Source organism: Bradyrhizobium sp. CCBAU 53340 (genome assembly GCF_015291645.1).
Lineage (GTDB): Bacteria > Pseudomonadota > Alphaproteobacteria > Rhizobiales > Xanthobacteraceae > Bradyrhizobium.
Genome location: NZ_CP030055.1, coordinates 4,228,087 through 4,245,035 on the forward strand (window position 1 = coordinate 4,228,087; position 16,949 = coordinate 4,245,035).

Here is a 16,949-nt window from a genome sequence, read left to right on the forward strand (position 1 = left end):
CGGGGGTTCTGCTGTCTGCACGGCTACAAGATTCTGACATTCCGTCATGGCCTTAAGCGCAACTCCTCCGATTCAAGACTCGGCTGTCACCCTGTTTCAGGCGAGCAGCACCGACGTGGATGAGCATTGCGCGGCGCTCGGCCGCTGGCGGCTGAGCTACGACCAGATCAGCGCCGGCGCATTCGCCGGCAGCTTCACCCAGCTCTCGCTGCCACGCGTCGAGGTGTTCCGCGAGATCACCAGCCAGCAGGTCCGCCAATACGGCCAGTTAGGGGCTGGTAGCTTTGGCATCGGCCTGCCCTGGCACGGTGACGGCGAGGTGAATTGCAACGGCGCCTGCGTTGCAGGCACGCAAGTCATCACCTGCATCGACGCCGAGGTCGACATGTGCACGCCGAAGGCGTTCGAGTTGCGTGGCGTCGTGACCAGCGCGGCGCTGATCGAGGAACTGGCCACTCGCCTCGACGTCGAGCTGCCGCGCACGGTCTGGCACCAGTTGCGGGCGATGGAGATGGCGGAGGCGCCGGTCGCGCGGCTGCGCGCGCATCTCGCCGCGATCCAGGACACCATCGCGACCGCACCGGAACGTTTCGACGATCCAGCCGCCCGACAAGCGCTTGAAGATGCCCTCCTCGTCGAAATCATGGACATGCTGCCGACGGCGCGTTGCGCCGATCCTGGCCGTAGTGCCGTGGCGCGCAAGCGCACCGTCGATCGCGCCCGTGAGTTGATCCATGGCAGCGGCGATCGCCCGCTTTCACTGCTCGAGATCTGCAAGACGGTCGGCGCCAGCCCGCGCAAGCTCGGATATTGTTTCCATGAGGTGCTGGGCACGAGCCCGATGCATTATTGGCGAGCGATGCGGCTGAACCGCGCGCGCCGCGACCTCAAGCGCGGCATCGATGCGTCCGTCTACGACGTCGCCGTGCAGCACGGCTTCTGGCACTTCAGCCAGTTCTCGCTCGACTACAAGCGCCACTTCTCCGAACTCCCGTCGGAGACGCTGCGGCGCGCCCAAGCTGGCGGCCTGATCGGGATCAGCGGTGTCGTAGGCGCCGATTGACCCGGCGCGCCAGATAGTCGCCGGCGCTCTGCACGAGCTGCACCAAGGCGATCAGCACGACCACCACGGCCAGCATCATCTCCGGCATGAAGCGCTGATAGCCGTAGCGGATGCCGAGGTCGCCGAGCCCGCCGCCGCCGACTGCGCCAACCATGGCGGAGTAGCCGAGCAGGCTGACCACCGCGAGGGTGAGCGCCAGCAACAGGCCCGGCAGCGCCTCGGGGATCAGGACCTTGAACACGATCTGGATCGGCGATGCGCCGAATGAGGATGCGGTCTCGATCAGTCCGGCATCGACCTCGCGGATCGCTGCTTCCACGAGGCGGGCGATGAAGGGCGTCGATGCGATCGTCAGCGGCACGATCGCTGCCGTCGATCCGATCGAAGTGCCGGCGACGAGCCGCGTCAACGGGATGATCGCGACCACCAGGATGATGAATGGCGTCGAACGGGTTGCGTTCACGATCATGCCGAGCACAGCGTTGACGGCGGGGGCCGCAAACAGCTCGCCCTTGCGGCTGGCCGCCAGGAACACGCCCAGCGGCAGGCCGAACACGGTGCCGAGCGCCGCCGCGATCCCAACCATGAACAGGGTTTCAAAGGTGGCCTGGATGATCAGGTTGATGAGTTCAGGCGACATAACCGAGACGCTCCGCCGAGAATTGATGCTGAGAGAGCCAGGCGAGCGTGCGCATCGCGGCGCCTTCGTCGGCGGGAATGCCGAGCACCAGCGAGCCCACTTGCTGGCCGCCGATCTCGTCTATGCGCGCCGACAGCAGCGAAACATCGAGGCCGACCTCGCGCGCGAGCCGCGCGATCAGTGTATCGCCGGCCCCTGCCCCGCGCACCTGGACGCGGATCACGACCTGGCTTCCCGGCGCCTGCACAATCCGGCTGGCCAGCGAGACCGGCAGGCTGTCGCCGGTCACCTCGGCCAGGAAGGACTGTGTGATCGGATGCTTGGGATGGGTGAAGATGTCGGCGACATGGCCGCTCTCGACGACGTGGCCGGCATCCAGCACGACGACTTCCCTGGCGAGTTGCCGGACGACCGACATTTCGTGGGTGATCAGCACGATGGTCACGCCGAGCTCGCGGTTGATGTTGGCAAGCAGGTCGAGGATCGCGCGCGTCGTTTGCGGATCGAGCGCCGAGGTCGCCTCGTCCGACAGCAGCACGTCTGGCCGCGTCGCCAGAGCGCGGGCAATGCCGACGCGCTGCTTCTGGCCGCCTGAGAGCTCTGACGGGTAGCGGTCGTGCTTGTCGGCAATGCCGACCAGCGCAAGCAGTTCGGTCACGCGTGCCTTGATGTCGGCTTTCGACCAGCCGGCGATCTCGAGCGGCAGGGCGACGTTGTCGGCTGCGGTGCGCGACGACAGCAGGTTGAAGTGCTGGAAGATCATGCCGATCGACCGCTGCGCTAGCCGCAACTCGCGCCCCGTGAGCGCCGAGATATCTCTGTTATCGACGATCACACGGCCCGTGGTGGGCTTCTCCAGCCCGTTGATGAGGCGGACCAGGCTCGATTTGCCCGCGCCGGAACGGCCGATTACGCCGGTGATGGAACCGCGTCGGATCGCGAAGTCGATGCCTTGCAGCGCGTTGACGCCGGGCTTGCCGCGATAGGCCGGATAGGTCTTCGAGACGGTCTCGAAGCGGACCATTGCCTCCGGTCCAGCCGCGGCATTTCGGATCTCGATCGGCTCTCCGATCAGCAGCGAAGGGTGCGCATTCATGGAAGCGGCTTTCATGGACGATGATTAGCTCGTCCGCCCAAAAGGCGCACGAGACCCAGGTCGCGATCCAGGCGACGAAGGATGGAACCAAGGCAGGCGCTCGATGACGACGCTGCACTGCAGCGCACCATCGCCTCTTCCCATCTCTCTTGCAATGTCAGATATTTGCGGGGAGTTGGGCGAAACTTTCCCAATTTCCAGTGCGAGCAGAAAATTCGTCTGCCCGAATCGGCCCCGGAGGCCCGCCTCACCGGACCATGGACAGCCAGGGCAGCACGACCAGCAATAGCCCGGCGAAATAGAGCACGCCGAAGATCAGCCCAAAGCCCCAGAACTGGCCCTTTCCGATATAGCCGCTGCCGTAATACATCGGCGCAGGTCCGGTCGCATAAGGCGAGATCACGCCCATCAGGCCGAGCGAATACATGCAGAGCATCGCAAGCGTGGTCACGGGCAAATCGGGAATGCCGGAGCCGACCGCAAGCACGACCGGCAGCACCGCGGCCGTATGTGAGGTGATGCTCGAGAAGAAATAGTGGATCCAGAAAAACAACGCGACCAGCAGGATCATCGCGGTCGAGGGCGAGAGTCCCGCGAGCGGCTTTGCGAATTCATTGGCGAACCATTTGATGAAGCCGATTTCGTTCAATCCCGAGGCCAGCGTCAACAACGAGGTGAAATAGAAGAACACCTCCCAGGCGCTCTTCTCGCTGACGATGTCGGCGAATTCGATCACGCCCGTAACCAGCATCAGCGAGATCACGATGAACACGACGGTGGTGGCATTGACGAAGTTCGACCCCAGGATCGGTACGTGGATGTCCGGGCTCGAGCCTGCGATCCACAGGAACATCGCGAGCACGATCAGCGCGAGCATGATCCACTCGTTGCGCGACATCGGGCCCATTTCCGCGAGCTCTTTGGCCGCCCATTCGGAGATTTCCGGGCTGCGTTTCACCGCGGGACGGCAGACCACGTAGCTGAGCAGCGGAACCAGAATCATCAAGAGAATGCCGAGCGGCGCGAAGCCGACGAACCACTGGCTCCAGCTCACATCGACGCCGACCGTCTTCTTGGCGATCGCCAGCGCCGCCGCGTTCGGCGCCAGCGCAGTAAAGAACAGCGAGCTCGTGATCGCGGTCGCCGCGAACGCGGTCCACATCACATAGGTGCCGATCTTGCCGGCGGTCGGCCCCGGCTCGGAGCCATAGATGCGCGGGATGTTGCTGATGATGGGATAGACAATGCCGCCGCTGCGTGCGGTGTTGGACGGCGTTGCCGGCGCCAGCAGGAAGTCGGACATCGCGACCGCATAGCCGAGGCCGAGCGTGTTGGCGCCGAGGCGCCGCACCAGCACCAGCGCGATGCGCCGGCCGAGCTGGCTCTTGCGATAACCGATCGAGAACACGAAGGCGCCGACGATCAGCCACACCGTGCTCTCGGCAAAGCCCGCCAGCATCCAGCGCAGCGATTTGTTGGGATCGGCGTCGATATAGCCGCTGATGCCGGCGACCGTGAGGCCAATCAGGCCGACCGCGCCGACCGGCATTGACTCCAGGATGAGCCCGGTGATGACGGCCGCGAACACCGCGAAATAGTGCCACTGGTTGACGTTGAGGCCCGCCGGCGCCGGCCACAGATAGATCGCGAGCCACACCACGAGCGGTGCCATCAATCTCCAGCGAAAGCCTTTCGCCTCAGGTGCCTGCGAACTGGCGGTCATGCGCCCTCCCCTCAATCGACTGCGAATAGCCCATCGGCCAGGCCGTTTTGTCCCCGCGCGGCGTATACGGATTGTCGGTGCCACGATCAATGGGCCGACATCTACCGTCCCCTGAAGTGCGGCTTGCGGCGGCCCAGGAACGCCTCGACGCCCTCCTTGTGGTCTTCGCTGAAGCTCGCGAGCGCGAACTGGTCGACGTCCATGTGGCTGGCGAGATCATCCAGCGCATGCGCGAGCCGGTTGACGGTCAGCTTGGTCATGGCAACAGACAGCGGCGGCTGCGCGGCCACCTTGCGGGCCAGCTCCATGGCGGCATCGAAGGCATAGCCGGGGTCGGTCACCTGCTCCACCAGGCCCCATTCATAGGCCTCGTCAGCAGAGATGCGCTGGTCGGCCAGGATCACCGCCTGCTTGGTGCGGGCCGGTCCGATCAGATGGAGCATGCGCGGGATGCTCTGCCAGCTCATGTTCATGCCGAGCCCGATCTCGGGCACGCGCAGATGCGCATCGCTCCCCATGACGCGGAAGTCGAGCGCGACCGCCAGCGCCACGCCGCCGCCGACGCAAAAGCCCTCGATCGCCGCAATCGTGATCTGTTCCATCTCCTGCCAGGCGTGCGTCAGGCGCGGCCCGAGCTTGAGGTGCCGCCTGAGCGTGCCGAGATCCATCGCCTTGCGCGATCGCCCTTCGTCGTCCTTGAGGTCGAAGCCGGCACTGAACGCGCCCGAATTGCCCGTCAGCACCACGACGGAGGTCGATGCGTCATCCTCGAAGCTGCGCGCCGCCGCAGTGAGCTGGCGCAGCGCTTCCGGCGACAATGCGTTGATGCCGTCGTGACGATCGAACCGTACCACAGCGATCCGCCCCTCCGGCCCGAGACCTTTCTCGATCTTGACGAAGTCCCTCATGGCGCGCCTCCGAAGCCTGATTTTCGCCGGATCGTAGCGCACATCAGGCGTCACGAATATGGGACCTGATGCGCCGCAACGAACGCTCGACAGGACAGGATCATTGCGCTTAATCTTTCGCGCCATGAGCCACGATCACGACCATCATCATCACGACCACGATCATTCGGAATTGTCGGAGACCGAGCTGCGCGTGCGCGCGCTCGAGACGATCTTGACCGAGAAAGGCTACGTCGAGCCGGCCGCGCTCGACGCCATCATCCAGGCCTATGAGACCAAGATCGGCCCGCATAACGGCGCGCGCGTCGTCGCCAAGGCCTGGACCGATCCCGCCTTCAAGAAGGCGCTATTGGAGGACGGCAGCAAGGCGATCGGCACGCTCGGCCATGTCAGCCGCGTCGGCGACCATCTCGTCGTGGTCGAGAACACGCCCTCGCGTCACAATATGGTCGTGTGCACGCTCTGCTCCTGTTACCCCTGGGAAATGCTGGGGCTGCCGCCGGTCTGGTACAAGGCCTCGCCCTACCGCTCGCGCGCCGTGAAGGATCCGCGCGGCGTGCTCGCCGATTTCGGCGTGAGTGTGCCCAAGGACATTGAGATCCGCGTGTGGGATTCGACCGCCGAGACGCGCTTCCTGGTGCTGCCGATGCGCCCGGCAGGAACGGAAGGCTGGAGCGAAGAGCAGCTTGCCGAGCTTGTGACCCGCGACTCCATGATCGGGACCGGCTTTCCCAAATCGCCGGGAGCGCCGTCGTGAACGGCGTGCATGACATGGGCGGCATGGATGGTTTTGGCAAAGTCGAGCCAGAGCCGAACGAGCCGATGTTTCACGAGGAGTGGGAATCCCGGGTGCTGGCGATGGTGCGCGCGATGGGCGCAGCCGGCGCATTCAACATCGACACCTCGCGCTTCTATCGCGAGACGATCCCGCCGCATGTCTACCTCTCCAGCTCCTACTACAAGAAGTGGTTCCTCGGCCTCGAGGAGATGCTGATTGAGAAGGGCTACCTCACCCGCGAGGAGGTCGCCGCCGGCCATGCCATGAAGCCAGGCAAGGCGCTCAAGCACGGCAAGTTCGATCTCGGTCAGGTCGAGCGCATCATGGTGCGCGGCAAGTTCGCCCGCCCCGCTCCCGCGCCGGCAAAATTCAATATCGGCAACCGCGTACGTGCCAAGAACATTCATCCGACCACGCACACGCGGCTGCCGCGCTATGTCCGCGGCCATGTCGGCGTCGTCGAACTGAACCATGGTTGCCACGTGTTCCCTGACACGGCGGCGATGGAGCGCGGCGAGAATCCGCAATGGCTCTACACGGTCGTGTTCGAAGGGCGCGATCTCTGGGGCGCAGATGGCGATCCGACCCTGAAGGTGTCGATCGACGCGTTCGAGCCCTATCTGGATCCGACGTGATGAGCAGCAGCTCTGCTGCCGCAGCGACGGCGGCGATTCCGAGCATTCCGCGTGACGACGACGGCCCGGTGTTCCGCGCGCCCTGGGAGGCGCATGCCTTTGCCATGGCGTTGACGCTTCACGAGCGCGGCGTGTTCACCTGGCCCGAATGGGCCGCAGCGCTGGCTGATGAGATCAAGCGCGCGCAGGCTGCGGGCGATCCTGATACGGGCGAGACCTACTATCTCCACTGGCTCGCCACGCTGGAGGGCCTCGTCGCACGCAAGGGCGTGGCGTCGATGGACACACTGCACCGCTATCGCGATGCCTGGGATCACGCGGCTGATCGCACGCCGCACGGCAAGCCGATCGAGCTGAGGCCGGAGGATTTCGGGTAGCTGGCGCCTCACTCTCGTGTCCCGGACGCGCTGCAGCGTGGAACGCTGCTGCGCAGAGCCGGGACCCAGAAAGCCACACAGCGCCATTCAGAGACATGGGCCCCGGCTCTGCAGCGCACCGCTGCTGGACGATGCTTCGCATCGCCAGGGAAGCGCTGCGCTGCGTCCGGGGCACGAGGGGAGTATGGCGCGGCGCTACCTCCCCGCCACAAACTCCCGCCACCCCTTCGCCCGCAGGCTGCACGCCGGGCACTCGCCGCAACCGTAACCCCAGTCGTGCCGCGCGCCGCGTTCGCCGAGATAGCAGGTGTGGGATTGGTCGCGGATGAGATCGACCAGCGCGCCGCCTCCGAGATCGTGCGCGAGCTTCCACGTCGCCGCCTTGTCGATCCACATCAGCGGCGTGTGCAGCTCGAACTTTTTGGCCATGCCGAGCGAGAGCGCCGATTGCATGGCGCGGATGGTCTCGTCGCGGCAATCGGGATAGCCGGAATAGTCGGTCTCGCACATGCCGCCCACGATGTGGGTGATGCCGCGCCGATAGGCCAGCGCCGCGGCGAAGGTCAGGAACACGAGGTTACGGCCGGGCACAAAAGTATTCGGCAGGCCGTCGGCGCCCATCGCGATCGCGACATCGCGCGTCAGCGCCGTCTCCGACACGGCAGCCAGCGTCGGGATTGACAGCGTATGGCTCTCGCCAAGCTTTGCTGCCCAATCGGCGCGCAGGCCCTTGATGCCATCGAACAGCCGGTCGCGGCAGTCGAGCTCGACGGCGTGCCGTTGCCCGTACTCGAACCCCAGCGTCTCCACACGAGCGAACCGACTCAGTGCCCAGGCAAGACAGGTGGTGGAATCCTGGCCGCCGGAGAACAGCACCAGCGCGGTTTGTGATGAAAATGCGTCACTCATGGCCCGCGCTTTAGCACTGTGGAACGTATCAGCCAATCAGTGGAAATCGGCCCGTTCCTGCCCGCCCCGCTGGGAACGGCGGCCCGCTTTTGGCATAAGGATTGGGCCCCAGGAGACTGCCCGCCAATGACCCCCTCCCGCGATATTTCCCGCCTGATCGAGATCATGGCGGCACTGCGCACGCCGGTGACCGGCTGCCCCTGGGACCTCGAGCAGAACTTTGCGACGATCGCGCCCTACACGATCGAGGAAGCCTATGAGGTGGTCGACGCCATCGACCGCGGCGATCTCGACGACTTACGCGAGGAGCTCGGCGATCTCCTGCTGCAGGTCGTGTTCCACGCCCAGATGGCTTCGGAGCAGAACGCGTTTTCCTTTGGCGACGTCGTCGAAGCCATCACGCGCAAAATGATCCGGCGCCATCCCCATGTCTTCGCTGACAAGGACGGCAATCTCGCTTCCTCCCACGTCAAGGAGGTCTGGGACCGTATCAAGGCCGAGGAGAAAGCCGAGCGCGCCGCGCGCCGGCCGCCCGAGGCAACGCCGCCGCACAAGTCGTTGCTGTCAGGCGTCAAGGTGGGCCAGCCCGCGCTGACGCGCGCCATGGAGCTGCAGCGCAAGGCCTCCACCGTCGGCTTCGACTGGAACGATCCGCGTGCGGTGCTGCAAAAGATCCGCGAAGAAGCCGATGAGATCGAAGCCGCGCTCGATCGCAACGACAAGCAGGAGATCGCGGAGGAGACTGGCGACCTCATGTTCGCCCTCGTCAACCTCGCCCGCCATGTCGATGCCGATCCGGAGGCAGCGCTACGCGCGACGAATGCGAAGTTCGAAAAGCGCTTTGCCTATATCGAGCGGGCGCTGGAAGCGCAGGGGCGCACGCTGGAGCAGGCGTCGCTGGCGGAGATGGATGCGTTGTGGAATGCGGCGAAGGATGAGACGAAGCCGGCGTCAGAAGGACGCAAGGAAGCGCGCCGCTGACCCCTGTCGTCCCGGACAAGCGCGCCTCACGCGCGCGTAGATCCGGAACCCATACCCCCAGGGAGCAGTTGCGGCGGCAAGCAGACAACCACGCGTCAAGCTACGTCCTGTGGCTATGGGTCCCGGATCTGCGCTTACGCTTGTCCGGGACGACAATGTCGTTGAGGAAGCAGTTGGGTAACTCACACGGCAAGTCGCACGCGACTATGTGGCGTGATGTGGTACGGCGTCGAACCTGTTCACGACGATATCCCGCTTGGTCTCGTCCACCCGCACGGTCATGTCGAAGCGGCCGTCGTGCAGCTCCTTGGCCAGCACTTCGGAATTGCGGTGCAGCCAGGAGATTCCGGCGCCGTCAGCGGCATCGATGGTGAGATCGAGCGTCGTGCGTTTGGCGGCGAGGCGTTCCTCGATCGCGCTGAGCAGTGCATCGATCCCCTCGCCTGACACGGCCGAGACCAGCATCGCCGGATGATCTTCGGGCCTTCGCGCCGCGATATTCAGAAGCTCTTCGCGCCTGTCAGGCTCGTAACGATCGATCTTGTTCCAGACCTCGATGATGCGGCCTGAGTCATCTGGATTGATGCCGAGCTGGCGCAGCACGGCGTCGACATCGCTCTGCTGCGCCTCGGCATCCTCATGCGAGATGTCGCGGACATGCAGAATGACGTCGGCTTCCAGCACCTCCTCCAGCGTGGCGCGGAAGGCCGCAACGAGCTGGGTCGGCAGGTTGGAGATGAAGCCGACCGTGTCCGACAGCATGGCCTTGCCGCCATGCGGCAGGTTGAGTGCGCGCAAGGTCGGATCGAGCGTTGCGAACAGCATATCGGCGGCCTGCACGTCGGCGCGGGTCAGGCGATTGAACAGCGTCGATTTGCCGGCGTTGGTGTAGCCGACCAGCGCGACGACGCGATACGGCACGCGCTGGCGACCGGCGCGATGCAGACGGCGCGTCGCCTGCACCTTTTTCAGCTCGCTTTCGAGCTTGGTGATGCGCTCCTGGATCAGGCGGCGGTCGGCCTCGATCTGCGTCTCGCCGGGGCCGCCCATGAAGCCGAAGCCGCCGCGCTGGCGTTCCAGATGGGTCCAGGATCGCACCAGGCGCGAGCGCTGGTAATTGAGATGCGCGAGCTCGACCTGGAGCGAGCCTTCCTTGGTCTTGGCGCGGCGTCCGAAGATTTCGAGAATGAGCCCGGTGCGATCGAGCACCTTGGCCTGCAGCTCCTTCTCGAGATTGCGCTGCTGGATCGGCGCCAGCGCGCAATCCATCACGACGAGCTCGACGTCGAGACTCTTGGCGAGTGCGGCGATCTCCTCGACCTTGCCCTTGCCGATATAGGTCGCCGGCCGGATCTGGTTGATCGGCGCGATGATGGCATCGGCAATGACGAGGTCGATCGCGCGCGCGAGGCCTGCGGCTTCATCGAGCCGGGCCTCCGCGTCGCGCTGAACATGACTCTCCGATTGCGCGTCGGCACTTCCCGCGCGCGCTCGCAAATAGGGGCCGATGACAAGCACCCGCCCCGTCTGCTTAGCCCCAGCCGACCGCGGACGGTCGGCCTCCCCGTCGAAATTCCGGGGTTCCAATCAGATCACTCTCAAGCCGGCTGATCCTCGCCGCCTTCGAACAGCTGGATCGGAGCGCCCGGCATGATGGTCGAGATCGCGTGCTTGTAGACAAGCTGCGAGTGACCGTCGCGCCGAAGCAGCAAACAGAAATTGTCGAACCAGGTCACGATGCCCTGGAGCTTCACTCCGTTGACCAGAAAGATCGTCAGTGGCGTCTTGGTTTTGCGAACGTGATTGAGGAAGGTGTCCTGTAGGTTTTGTGCGCGGTCTGCCGCCATTGTTTTTTTCTCGCTTTGAGTTTCTTTTTATTGCGCCGGTTGCGGGCCCGTTTTGAAAGTTTTGGCCTTCGTCCGGTTGCCGTCCCCTCTGAGATCCCCCTCTAGGGAACAGCAGGTTGATTAGAAGGCAGGAGGGCATTTTAGGCAAGCCGCTTCACGCGGCAGGACGCGCCCAAGAACACCGAAAAACTACGGAAATCGATGATTTCTCTCGAATAATACCCGTGCCCCCAGGGCCTGAGGCGCTCAACCGACGCCCAATGCCTTCAACTTCCGGTGTAGCGCCGAACGTTCCATGCCAACGAATTCGGCCGTACGAGAAATATTTCCTGAAAAACGGCTGATCTGGGCAATCAAATAGTCGCGCTCGAACACTTCGCGCGCCTCGCGCAGCGGCAGGCCCATGATGTGCTCGCCATTGTTGCTGGTCGGCATCGCCGGGACCATCGAGCCGACGTCCTGAGGCAGCATGTCGGCGGTGATGATCACCTCCGGACCGCCCGCGGCCAGAATCATGACTCTCTCAACGTTGTTGCGGAGCTGGCGCACATTGCCCGGCCAGACATGCGATTGCAGCACCGCCATCGCGTCCTGGCCGATCTGGCGCTTGGGCAGGCCGCTGCCGGCCGAGATCTGCTCCATGAAATAGTCGATCAATTCAGGAATGTCCTCGCGCCGCTCCGACAGCGCGGGCACGCGAATCGGCACCACCGAGAGGCGGTGATAGAGGTCCTCGCGGAAATGCCCGGCCGCGATCTCCTCCTCGAGATTGCGCGCGGTCGAGGAGATGATGCGGACGTCGACCTGCACCTTGGCGGTGCCGCCGACGCGCTGGAACGACTGCTCGACCAGCACGCGCAGGATCTTGTTCTGGGTCTCGCGCGGCATGTCCGCGATCTCGTCGATGAACAGCGTGCCGCCATGGGCCTCTTCGAGCGCGCCGGGCTTGCGCGGCTGCTCGCCGTTGGACTGCTCGACGCCGAACAGTTCGTGCTCCATCCGCTCCGGTGTGATCGCCGCCGCGTTGATGACGACGAAGGGGCCGTCGGCGCGGCCCGAGGCCGTGTGCAGCGTACGCGCGGTCAGTTCCTTGCCTGCGCCGGCAGGGCCGACGATCAGGATGCGGCTGTTGGCCTTGGCGGCGCGCTCGATGGTCTGGCGCAGCTGGTTCATGCTCGGCGAGCGGCCGACGAGCTGGCTGGCGCTCGGCGCGAGCTGCTTCAGCTCCTTGACCTCGCGCTTGAGCCGCGAGTTCTCCAGCGCTCTGGTGGCAACCAGAATGAGCCGGTCGGCCTTGAACGGCTTCTCGATGAAATCATAGGCGCCGCGCTTGATCGCGGCGACCGCGGTCTCGATGTTGCCGTGGCCGGAGATCATTACGACCGGCAGGTCGGCATTGTCCTTCTTGACCTGCTCGAGCAGTTGCAGGCCGTCGAGCTTGGAGCCCTGCAGCCAGATGTCGAGGAACACCAGGTGCGGCCTGCGGTTGGCGATCTCGGCCAGCGCGGAGTCGCTGTCGCGCGCGGTGCGCGTGACGAAACCCTCGTCTTCGAGAATGCCCGCAACGAGATCCCGAATATCGGCCTCGTCATCGACAATCAGAATTTCACTTGCCATGGGTCGCGCCTGTCTTGTCAGCTGCCTGTTGAGGCTTCGATTTTCGTTGAATCATTGGTCTTTTCAGCCGGCTCTTTGGTTTCGGCCGCCGGCTCTTTTGTTTCCTGCGTCTTGACCGATTCCCTGGTGGAATCCGCGGCCGCTTCCTTGTTATCCGCCGTGGTCGCTGGCGCCGGCTCCGCTCCATCGGCCTTCTTGGCCTGACCGGAGATCGCAAAGCGCATCCGCATCCAGGCGCCGCGTTGGCCCGCGCGGAAGTCGGAGGCGTCCTTCAGCTCGATCCGTCCGCCATGGTCTTCCAGCACCCGGCCGACGATGGCAAGGCCAAGGCCGGTGCCCTTGGCGCGCGTGGTCACATAGGGCTCGAGCAGCCGCGATCGTGCGACCTTGGGCAGGCCGATGCCGTTGTCGATCACGTCGATCAAGACGTCCTCGCCCTCGCGCGACACCACGACATCGATGCGGCCTTTGCCGAGCTCCTCCGGCGGGACCTGTTCGATCGCCTCGGTGGCATTCTTGACGATGTTGGTGACCGCCTGCGAGATCAGCCGGCGGTCGAACTGGGCGCGCAGCGGATCCTCTTTGAACTCGGCCTCGATATCGAGCTCGGGATGGGCGACCTTCATCAGGAACACCGCCTGCCGCACGGTATCGGCGACGTCCTCGCCTTCCATCACGGGTTTTGGCATCCGCGCAAAGCGCGAGAATTCGTCGACCATGCGCCTGATGTCGTCGACCTGGCGCACGATGGTGTCGGTGCACTGGTCGAAGATCTGCTTGTCCTTGGCCTCGGTAATGCCCTTGCCGAACTTGCGGCGGATGCGCTCGGCCGAGAGCTGGATCGGCGTCAGCGGATTCTTGATCTCGTGGGCGATGCGGCGCGCGACGTCGCCCCAGGCCGAGGTACGTTGCGCCGAGACCAGCTCGGTGATGTCGTCGAGCGTGATGATGTAGCTGTCGTGCGGCTGGTTCTTCTCGGCGCTGACCCGCACCGACAGATTGCGCTCGGTGCCGTCGCGGGTGATCGTGATCTGGCCCTGCACGAGGCGCTGGGTCCCTTCCCGCGACGTCTTCATCATCTCGTCGAGCTCGGGCAGCACGTCGGAGAGCGGATGGCCGAGTGTCTCGGCCTCGGAATGCCCGATCAGCTTCTCGGCAGAGCGGTTGAGGATGCCGACGCTGCCCGAGGTATCGACGCCGATGATGCCGGCGCTCGCCGACGACAGCACCGCCTCGATGAAGCGGCGGCGGCTGTCGATGAGGTCGCTGGCGTTGACGAGCTCGTCGCGCTGGCTGCGCAGCTCCTGCGTCATCTTGTTGAAGGTCTCGCCGAGTTGCGCGAGGTCGCCTTCCGATTGGTGCACCGGCACCTTCACATGCAGGTCGCCGGTCGAGACCGTGTGGGCCGCATTCATCAGACGCCGGATCGGCGCCACCAGAGAATTGGCGAAGTTGAGCCCGATCAGCACCGAGGCCATCAGGATGGTCAGCGCGATCACTGCGAACATCAGCGCGAACGCGACCTGGATGCCAAGGCGACGCGACTCGATCTGGGCGTATTCGGCGACGCTGAGCTCGGTCTGCTTGAGCTGGTTGACGACGTTCGGATCAAGCGGACGCGCGACATAGAGGAAGGTGTCGTTGAAGGCCCGCAGCCGGATGACGGCGGCGACGAAATTCGCGTCGGGCAGCACCGCGATCTCGGGCTCGGACTCGTTGACATTACTGAGGAAGTCGGGTGCCGGCGGCGAATAGGCCAGCCGCATCCCGGTGTCGGCGGACTCGAGGATGTTGGTGTTCTTGTCGATGATCATCGCCCCCGGCAGGTTGCGGGAGGCGGCGCTTGCCGTCAGCAGCTCGCGGAACGAGCGGCGATCCTGGTCGTAGAGGGGCCTTGCATGGGCGATGTCGTTGGCCATGCCGAGGATGTCGCCGCGGATCAGCTGGGCGTGGTCCTGCATATAGGCCCGCGCGATCGTCAGCGAGTTCTGGATGACTTCCTTGGTGGGACCTGAGAACAGCCGGTCGAGGCCGCGCTCGATGGTGACGTTGGCGACGACGGCGACCAGCACCGCGGGCAGCACGGCGACGATGGAGAACAGGCTGACGATCTGGACATGCAGCCGCGCCGCCGCCCGTCCCCGCCGCCGGGCCAGGATCAGCTGCCAGAGCTCGCGGACGATGATGCCGACCAGCAGCAGGATCGTGCCCGCATTGATCAGGTAGAACGAGCGCACCACTTCCGGCGACGGCTCGATGTTGGTCAGTCCGGTCAGGACCAGGAAGGTCAGGAGGGCCGAGAGCAGCGCCAGGGCGACCGCAAACGGCGCCAGCCAGCGTCGCACCGACCAGCGCCGGGGCTCTTCGGCTGGGGCCGTGTCAAAGGATGCGGCCGAGGTATCTGCGCTGGTCATTCCGGCAATGGGTGCTGAAAACGGGTCCGCGTCGGGCGGATACTGATGTATTCGTACCACATTGTTGCCGAATTGCGACAATTCCGCGGCGTCTCCCGCGCGACGGACGGGCGCATCCACAGGCAAACTCGCGCCGTTGGGTCATGGCCCGGAACAGAATCCGGCCATTCCGTCTTGATCCGGCATGGACAGGTTCTTTCTCGCAATGATGGTGTCGGCCGTGCTGCTGCTGATCGTGGCCTCGGACCTGTTGGTCAACGGCCCGAGCCGGCAGGACCAGACGGCGCAGATGGCCAACATCCAGCCGGTTGTTGCCCGCATGATCAGATAGGCGCGCCGCCGCGACCTGCGGTCGCAATTGCTGCGCGACCGCGGAACATTTCAGCCTCATCAAGACTTCTGCTCACCGCGCAGACCATAACGGCCAGCGCGATCCGGACAGGCTCAGCTCCGCTTTGGTAGGGGGAGCTGAGCCACCGCCGCGCGAACGTGTTCGACGTTGTCGCGCGAGCCTAGCCCCCGCTCCTGTACACCTGGATGTCGAGATCCCGGATCTTCTTCCGCAGCGTGTTGCGGTTGAGGCCGAGCAGATCGGCGGCGCGGATCTGGTTGCCGCGGGTGGCGGCGAGCGCGGCCGTCAGCAGCGGCACCTCGATCTCCTTGAGGATGCGGTGATAGAGGCCCGGCGGCGGCACGCCGTTCGGGAAGCCCTGGAAGTGCGATGAGAGATAGGCCTCCACCGCGCCGCCGAGATTGTCGACGCCCTGCTGGACCGCCGCGCCCGGGCTGACCGAGGGCGGCGCGAGCTCGCCGTCGATGACGGAAGCCGTGATCACGTCCTGCGGATAGAGCGCGGCAAGGCGACGGGCGAGGTTTTCCAGCTCGCGCACGTTGCCTGGCCAGCGATGCTGCTTCAGCCGCTCCAGCGCCAGCCCATCAAGCTTCTTCGGCGGCAATCCGTCCTTCTCGGCGAGCGCGAAGAAGTGGCGCACCAGATCCGGCAAATCCTCGATGCGCTCGCGCAGAGGCGGCAGCCGCAGCGGCACGACGTTGAGGCGGAAAAACAGGTCCTCGCGGAACAGCCCCTGCTGGATCAAGACGCGCAGGTCCTTGTTGGAGGCCGCGACGATCCGCACGTCGGTCTTGATCGGGGTGCGGCCGCCGACGGTGGTGTATTCGCCCTGCTGCAAGACACGCAGCAGGCGGGTCTGTGCCTCCATCGGCATGTCGCCGATTTCGTCAAGGAACAGCGTGCCGCCCTCGGCCTGCTCGAACCGGCCCGAGGCGCGGGTGTTGGCGCCGGTGAAGGCGCCGCGCTCATGGCCGAATAGCTCGGACTCGATCAGATCGCGCGGGATCGCCGCCATGTTGACCGCGACGAACGGGCCGTTGCGACGCTTGCCGTAATCGTGCAGCGCGCGCGCCACCAGCTCCTTGCCGGTGCCGGACTCGCCCGTGATCATCACGGTGAGGTCGGTCTGCATCAGGCGCGCCAGCACGCGGTAGATTTCCTGCATTGCCGGCGAGCGGCCGACCAGCGGGATCGCCTCCATCTCGGCGTCATCGTCCGGCGCTGCGACGCGTTCCTTCGGCTCGGCCAGCGCGCGGCCGACGATGGCGATCAGCTCCTTCAGGTCGAAGGGCTTCGGCAGATATTCATAGGCGCCGCGCTCGGAGGCGCGGATCGCCGTCATGAAGGTGTTTTGCGCGCTCATGACGATGACGGGTAAATTCGGCCGCATCTTCTTGATCCGCGGCAGCAGGTCGAAGGCGTTTTCATCCGGCATCACCACGTCAGTGATGACGAGATCGCCCTCGCCCTGGCTGACCCAGCGCCACAGCGTCGCGGCGTTGCCGGTCAGCCTGACTTCATACCCGGCCCGGGAAAGTGCCTGATTGAGAACCGTGCGGATGGCGGTGTCGTCATCAGCTACGAGAATGCTACCTGCGGGCATTGTTAA

General features: G+C 64.9%; 16 protein-coding genes. 6 read left to right on the top strand and 10 right to left on the bottom strand.

Features of this window, described 5'->3' with window-relative positions:
* Positions 1 to 46: 46 nt before the first annotated feature.
* Positions 47 to 1,063 (top strand): helix-turn-helix domain-containing protein, encoded by a 1,017-nt coding sequence (locus tag XH89_RS20100; RefSeq protein ID WP_194462188.1) that lies wholly within the window; start codon positions 47 to 49, stop codon positions 1,061 to 1,063.
* On the opposite strand, the gene XH89_RS20105 is transcribed toward XH89_RS20100, so the two are convergent.
* The 4 genes from XH89_RS20105 to XH89_RS20120 form a co-directional block, all read right to left on the bottom strand.
* On the bottom strand, positions 1,038 to 1,703 hold the full coding sequence (locus tag XH89_RS20105) for a methionine ABC transporter permease (RefSeq protein ID WP_194462189.1): 666 nt from the start codon (positions 1,701 to 1,703) through the stop codon (positions 1,038 to 1,040). The two genes, XH89_RS20100 and XH89_RS20105, sit on opposite strands and share 26 nt — an antisense overlap.
* Positions 1,693 to 2,799, bottom strand: a complete 1,107-nt coding sequence (locus XH89_RS20110; protein ID WP_246767569.1) for a methionine ABC transporter ATP-binding protein — start codon at positions 2,797 to 2,799, stop codon at positions 1,693 to 1,695. The genes XH89_RS20105 and XH89_RS20110 overlap by 11 nt, the downstream gene beginning before the upstream one ends.
* Positions 2,800 to 3,046: 247 nt before the next feature.
* A complete protein-coding gene (locus tag XH89_RS20115; protein ID WP_194462191.1) occupies positions 3,047 to 4,522 on the bottom strand; it encodes a DASS family sodium-coupled anion symporter in 1,476 nt (491 codons plus the stop codon).
* Positions 4,523 to 4,623: 101 nt separating this feature from the next.
* On the bottom strand, positions 4,624 to 5,430 hold the full coding sequence (locus XH89_RS20120; protein WP_194462192.1) for an enoyl-CoA hydratase/isomerase family protein: 807 nt from the start codon (positions 5,428 to 5,430) through the stop codon (positions 4,624 to 4,626).
* A 124-nt stretch (positions 5,431 to 5,554) separates the two neighbouring features.
* Here XH89_RS20120 and nthA point away from each other — a divergent pair, with 124 nt between their 5' ends.
* Genes nthA through XH89_RS20135 form a run of 3 tightly spaced genes read left to right on the top strand, consistent with a single transcriptional unit; the run spans position 5,555 to position 7,220 of the window.
* Complete coding sequence (gene nthA / locus XH89_RS20125) at positions 5,555 to 6,187, top strand: nitrile hydratase subunit alpha (RefSeq protein ID WP_194468553.1); 633 nt, start codon at positions 5,555 to 5,557, stop codon at positions 6,185 to 6,187.
* Positions 6,184 to 6,843, top strand: coding sequence for a nitrile hydratase subunit beta (gene nthB, locus XH89_RS20130; protein WP_194462193.1), 660 nt, complete (start codon positions 6,184 to 6,186; stop codon positions 6,841 to 6,843). Before nthA ends, nthB begins: the two co-directional genes overlap by 4 nt.
* Positions 6,843 to 7,220, top strand: a complete 378-nt coding sequence (locus XH89_RS20135; RefSeq protein ID WP_194462194.1) for a nitrile hydratase accessory protein — start codon at positions 6,843 to 6,845, stop codon at positions 7,218 to 7,220. The genes nthB and XH89_RS20135 overlap by 1 nt, the downstream gene beginning before the upstream one ends.
* A gap of 195 nt (positions 7,221 to 7,415) precedes the next feature.
* On the opposite strand, the gene queC is transcribed toward XH89_RS20135, so the two are convergent.
* Positions 7,416 to 8,129: a 7-cyano-7-deazaguanine synthase QueC gene (gene queC / locus XH89_RS20140; RefSeq protein WP_194462195.1), complete on the bottom strand. Its 714-nt coding sequence runs from the start codon at positions 8,127 to 8,129 to the stop codon at positions 7,416 to 7,418.
* 126 nt (positions 8,130 to 8,255) lie between these two features.
* On the opposite strand from queC, the gene mazG reads away from it, so the two are divergent.
* On the top strand, positions 8,256 to 9,110 hold the full coding sequence (mazG, locus tag XH89_RS20145) for a nucleoside triphosphate pyrophosphohydrolase (RefSeq protein ID WP_194462196.1): 855 nt from the start codon (positions 8,256 to 8,258) through the stop codon (positions 9,108 to 9,110).
* A 204-nt stretch (positions 9,111 to 9,314) separates the two neighbouring features.
* On the opposite strand, the gene hflX is transcribed toward mazG, so the two are convergent.
* The 4 genes from hflX to XH89_RS20165 form a co-directional block, all read right to left on the bottom strand.
* On the bottom strand, positions 9,315 to 10,697 hold the full coding sequence (gene hflX / locus XH89_RS20150) for a GTPase HflX (RefSeq protein WP_194462197.1): 1,383 nt from the start codon (positions 10,695 to 10,697) through the stop codon (positions 9,315 to 9,317).
* A gap of 11 nt (positions 10,698 to 10,708) precedes the next feature.
* Entirely contained in the window at positions 10,709 to 10,957 is a 249-nt protein-coding gene (hfq, locus tag XH89_RS20155; RefSeq protein ID WP_007591126.1) for an RNA chaperone Hfq, read from the bottom strand.
* Positions 10,958 to 11,203: 246 nt separating this feature from the next.
* The gene (locus XH89_RS20160; RefSeq protein ID WP_092301233.1) at positions 11,204 to 12,574 is read right to left on the bottom strand and encodes a sigma-54 dependent transcriptional regulator; all 1,371 of its coding nucleotides are present in this window, start codon (positions 12,572 to 12,574) and stop codon (positions 11,204 to 11,206) included.
* Between the two features lie 17 nt (positions 12,575 to 12,591).
* On the bottom strand, positions 12,592 to 14,988 hold the full coding sequence (locus XH89_RS20165) for a PAS domain-containing sensor histidine kinase (RefSeq protein WP_194462198.1): 2,397 nt from the start codon (positions 14,986 to 14,988) through the stop codon (positions 12,592 to 12,594).
* Between the two features lie 184 nt (positions 14,989 to 15,172).
* Here XH89_RS20165 and XH89_RS20170 point away from each other — a divergent pair, with 184 nt between their 5' ends.
* Positions 15,173 to 15,319, top strand: coding sequence for a hypothetical protein (locus tag XH89_RS20170; RefSeq protein WP_194468739.1), 147 nt, complete (start codon positions 15,173 to 15,175; stop codon positions 15,317 to 15,319).
* Positions 15,320 to 15,500: 181 nt separating this feature from the next.
* On the opposite strand, the gene ntrC is transcribed toward XH89_RS20170, so the two are convergent.
* Positions 15,501 to 16,943, bottom strand: coding sequence for a nitrogen regulation protein NR(I) (gene ntrC, locus XH89_RS20175; RefSeq protein ID WP_194462199.1), 1,443 nt, complete (start codon positions 16,941 to 16,943; stop codon positions 15,501 to 15,503).
* Positions 16,944 to 16,949: the final 6 nt, after the last annotated feature.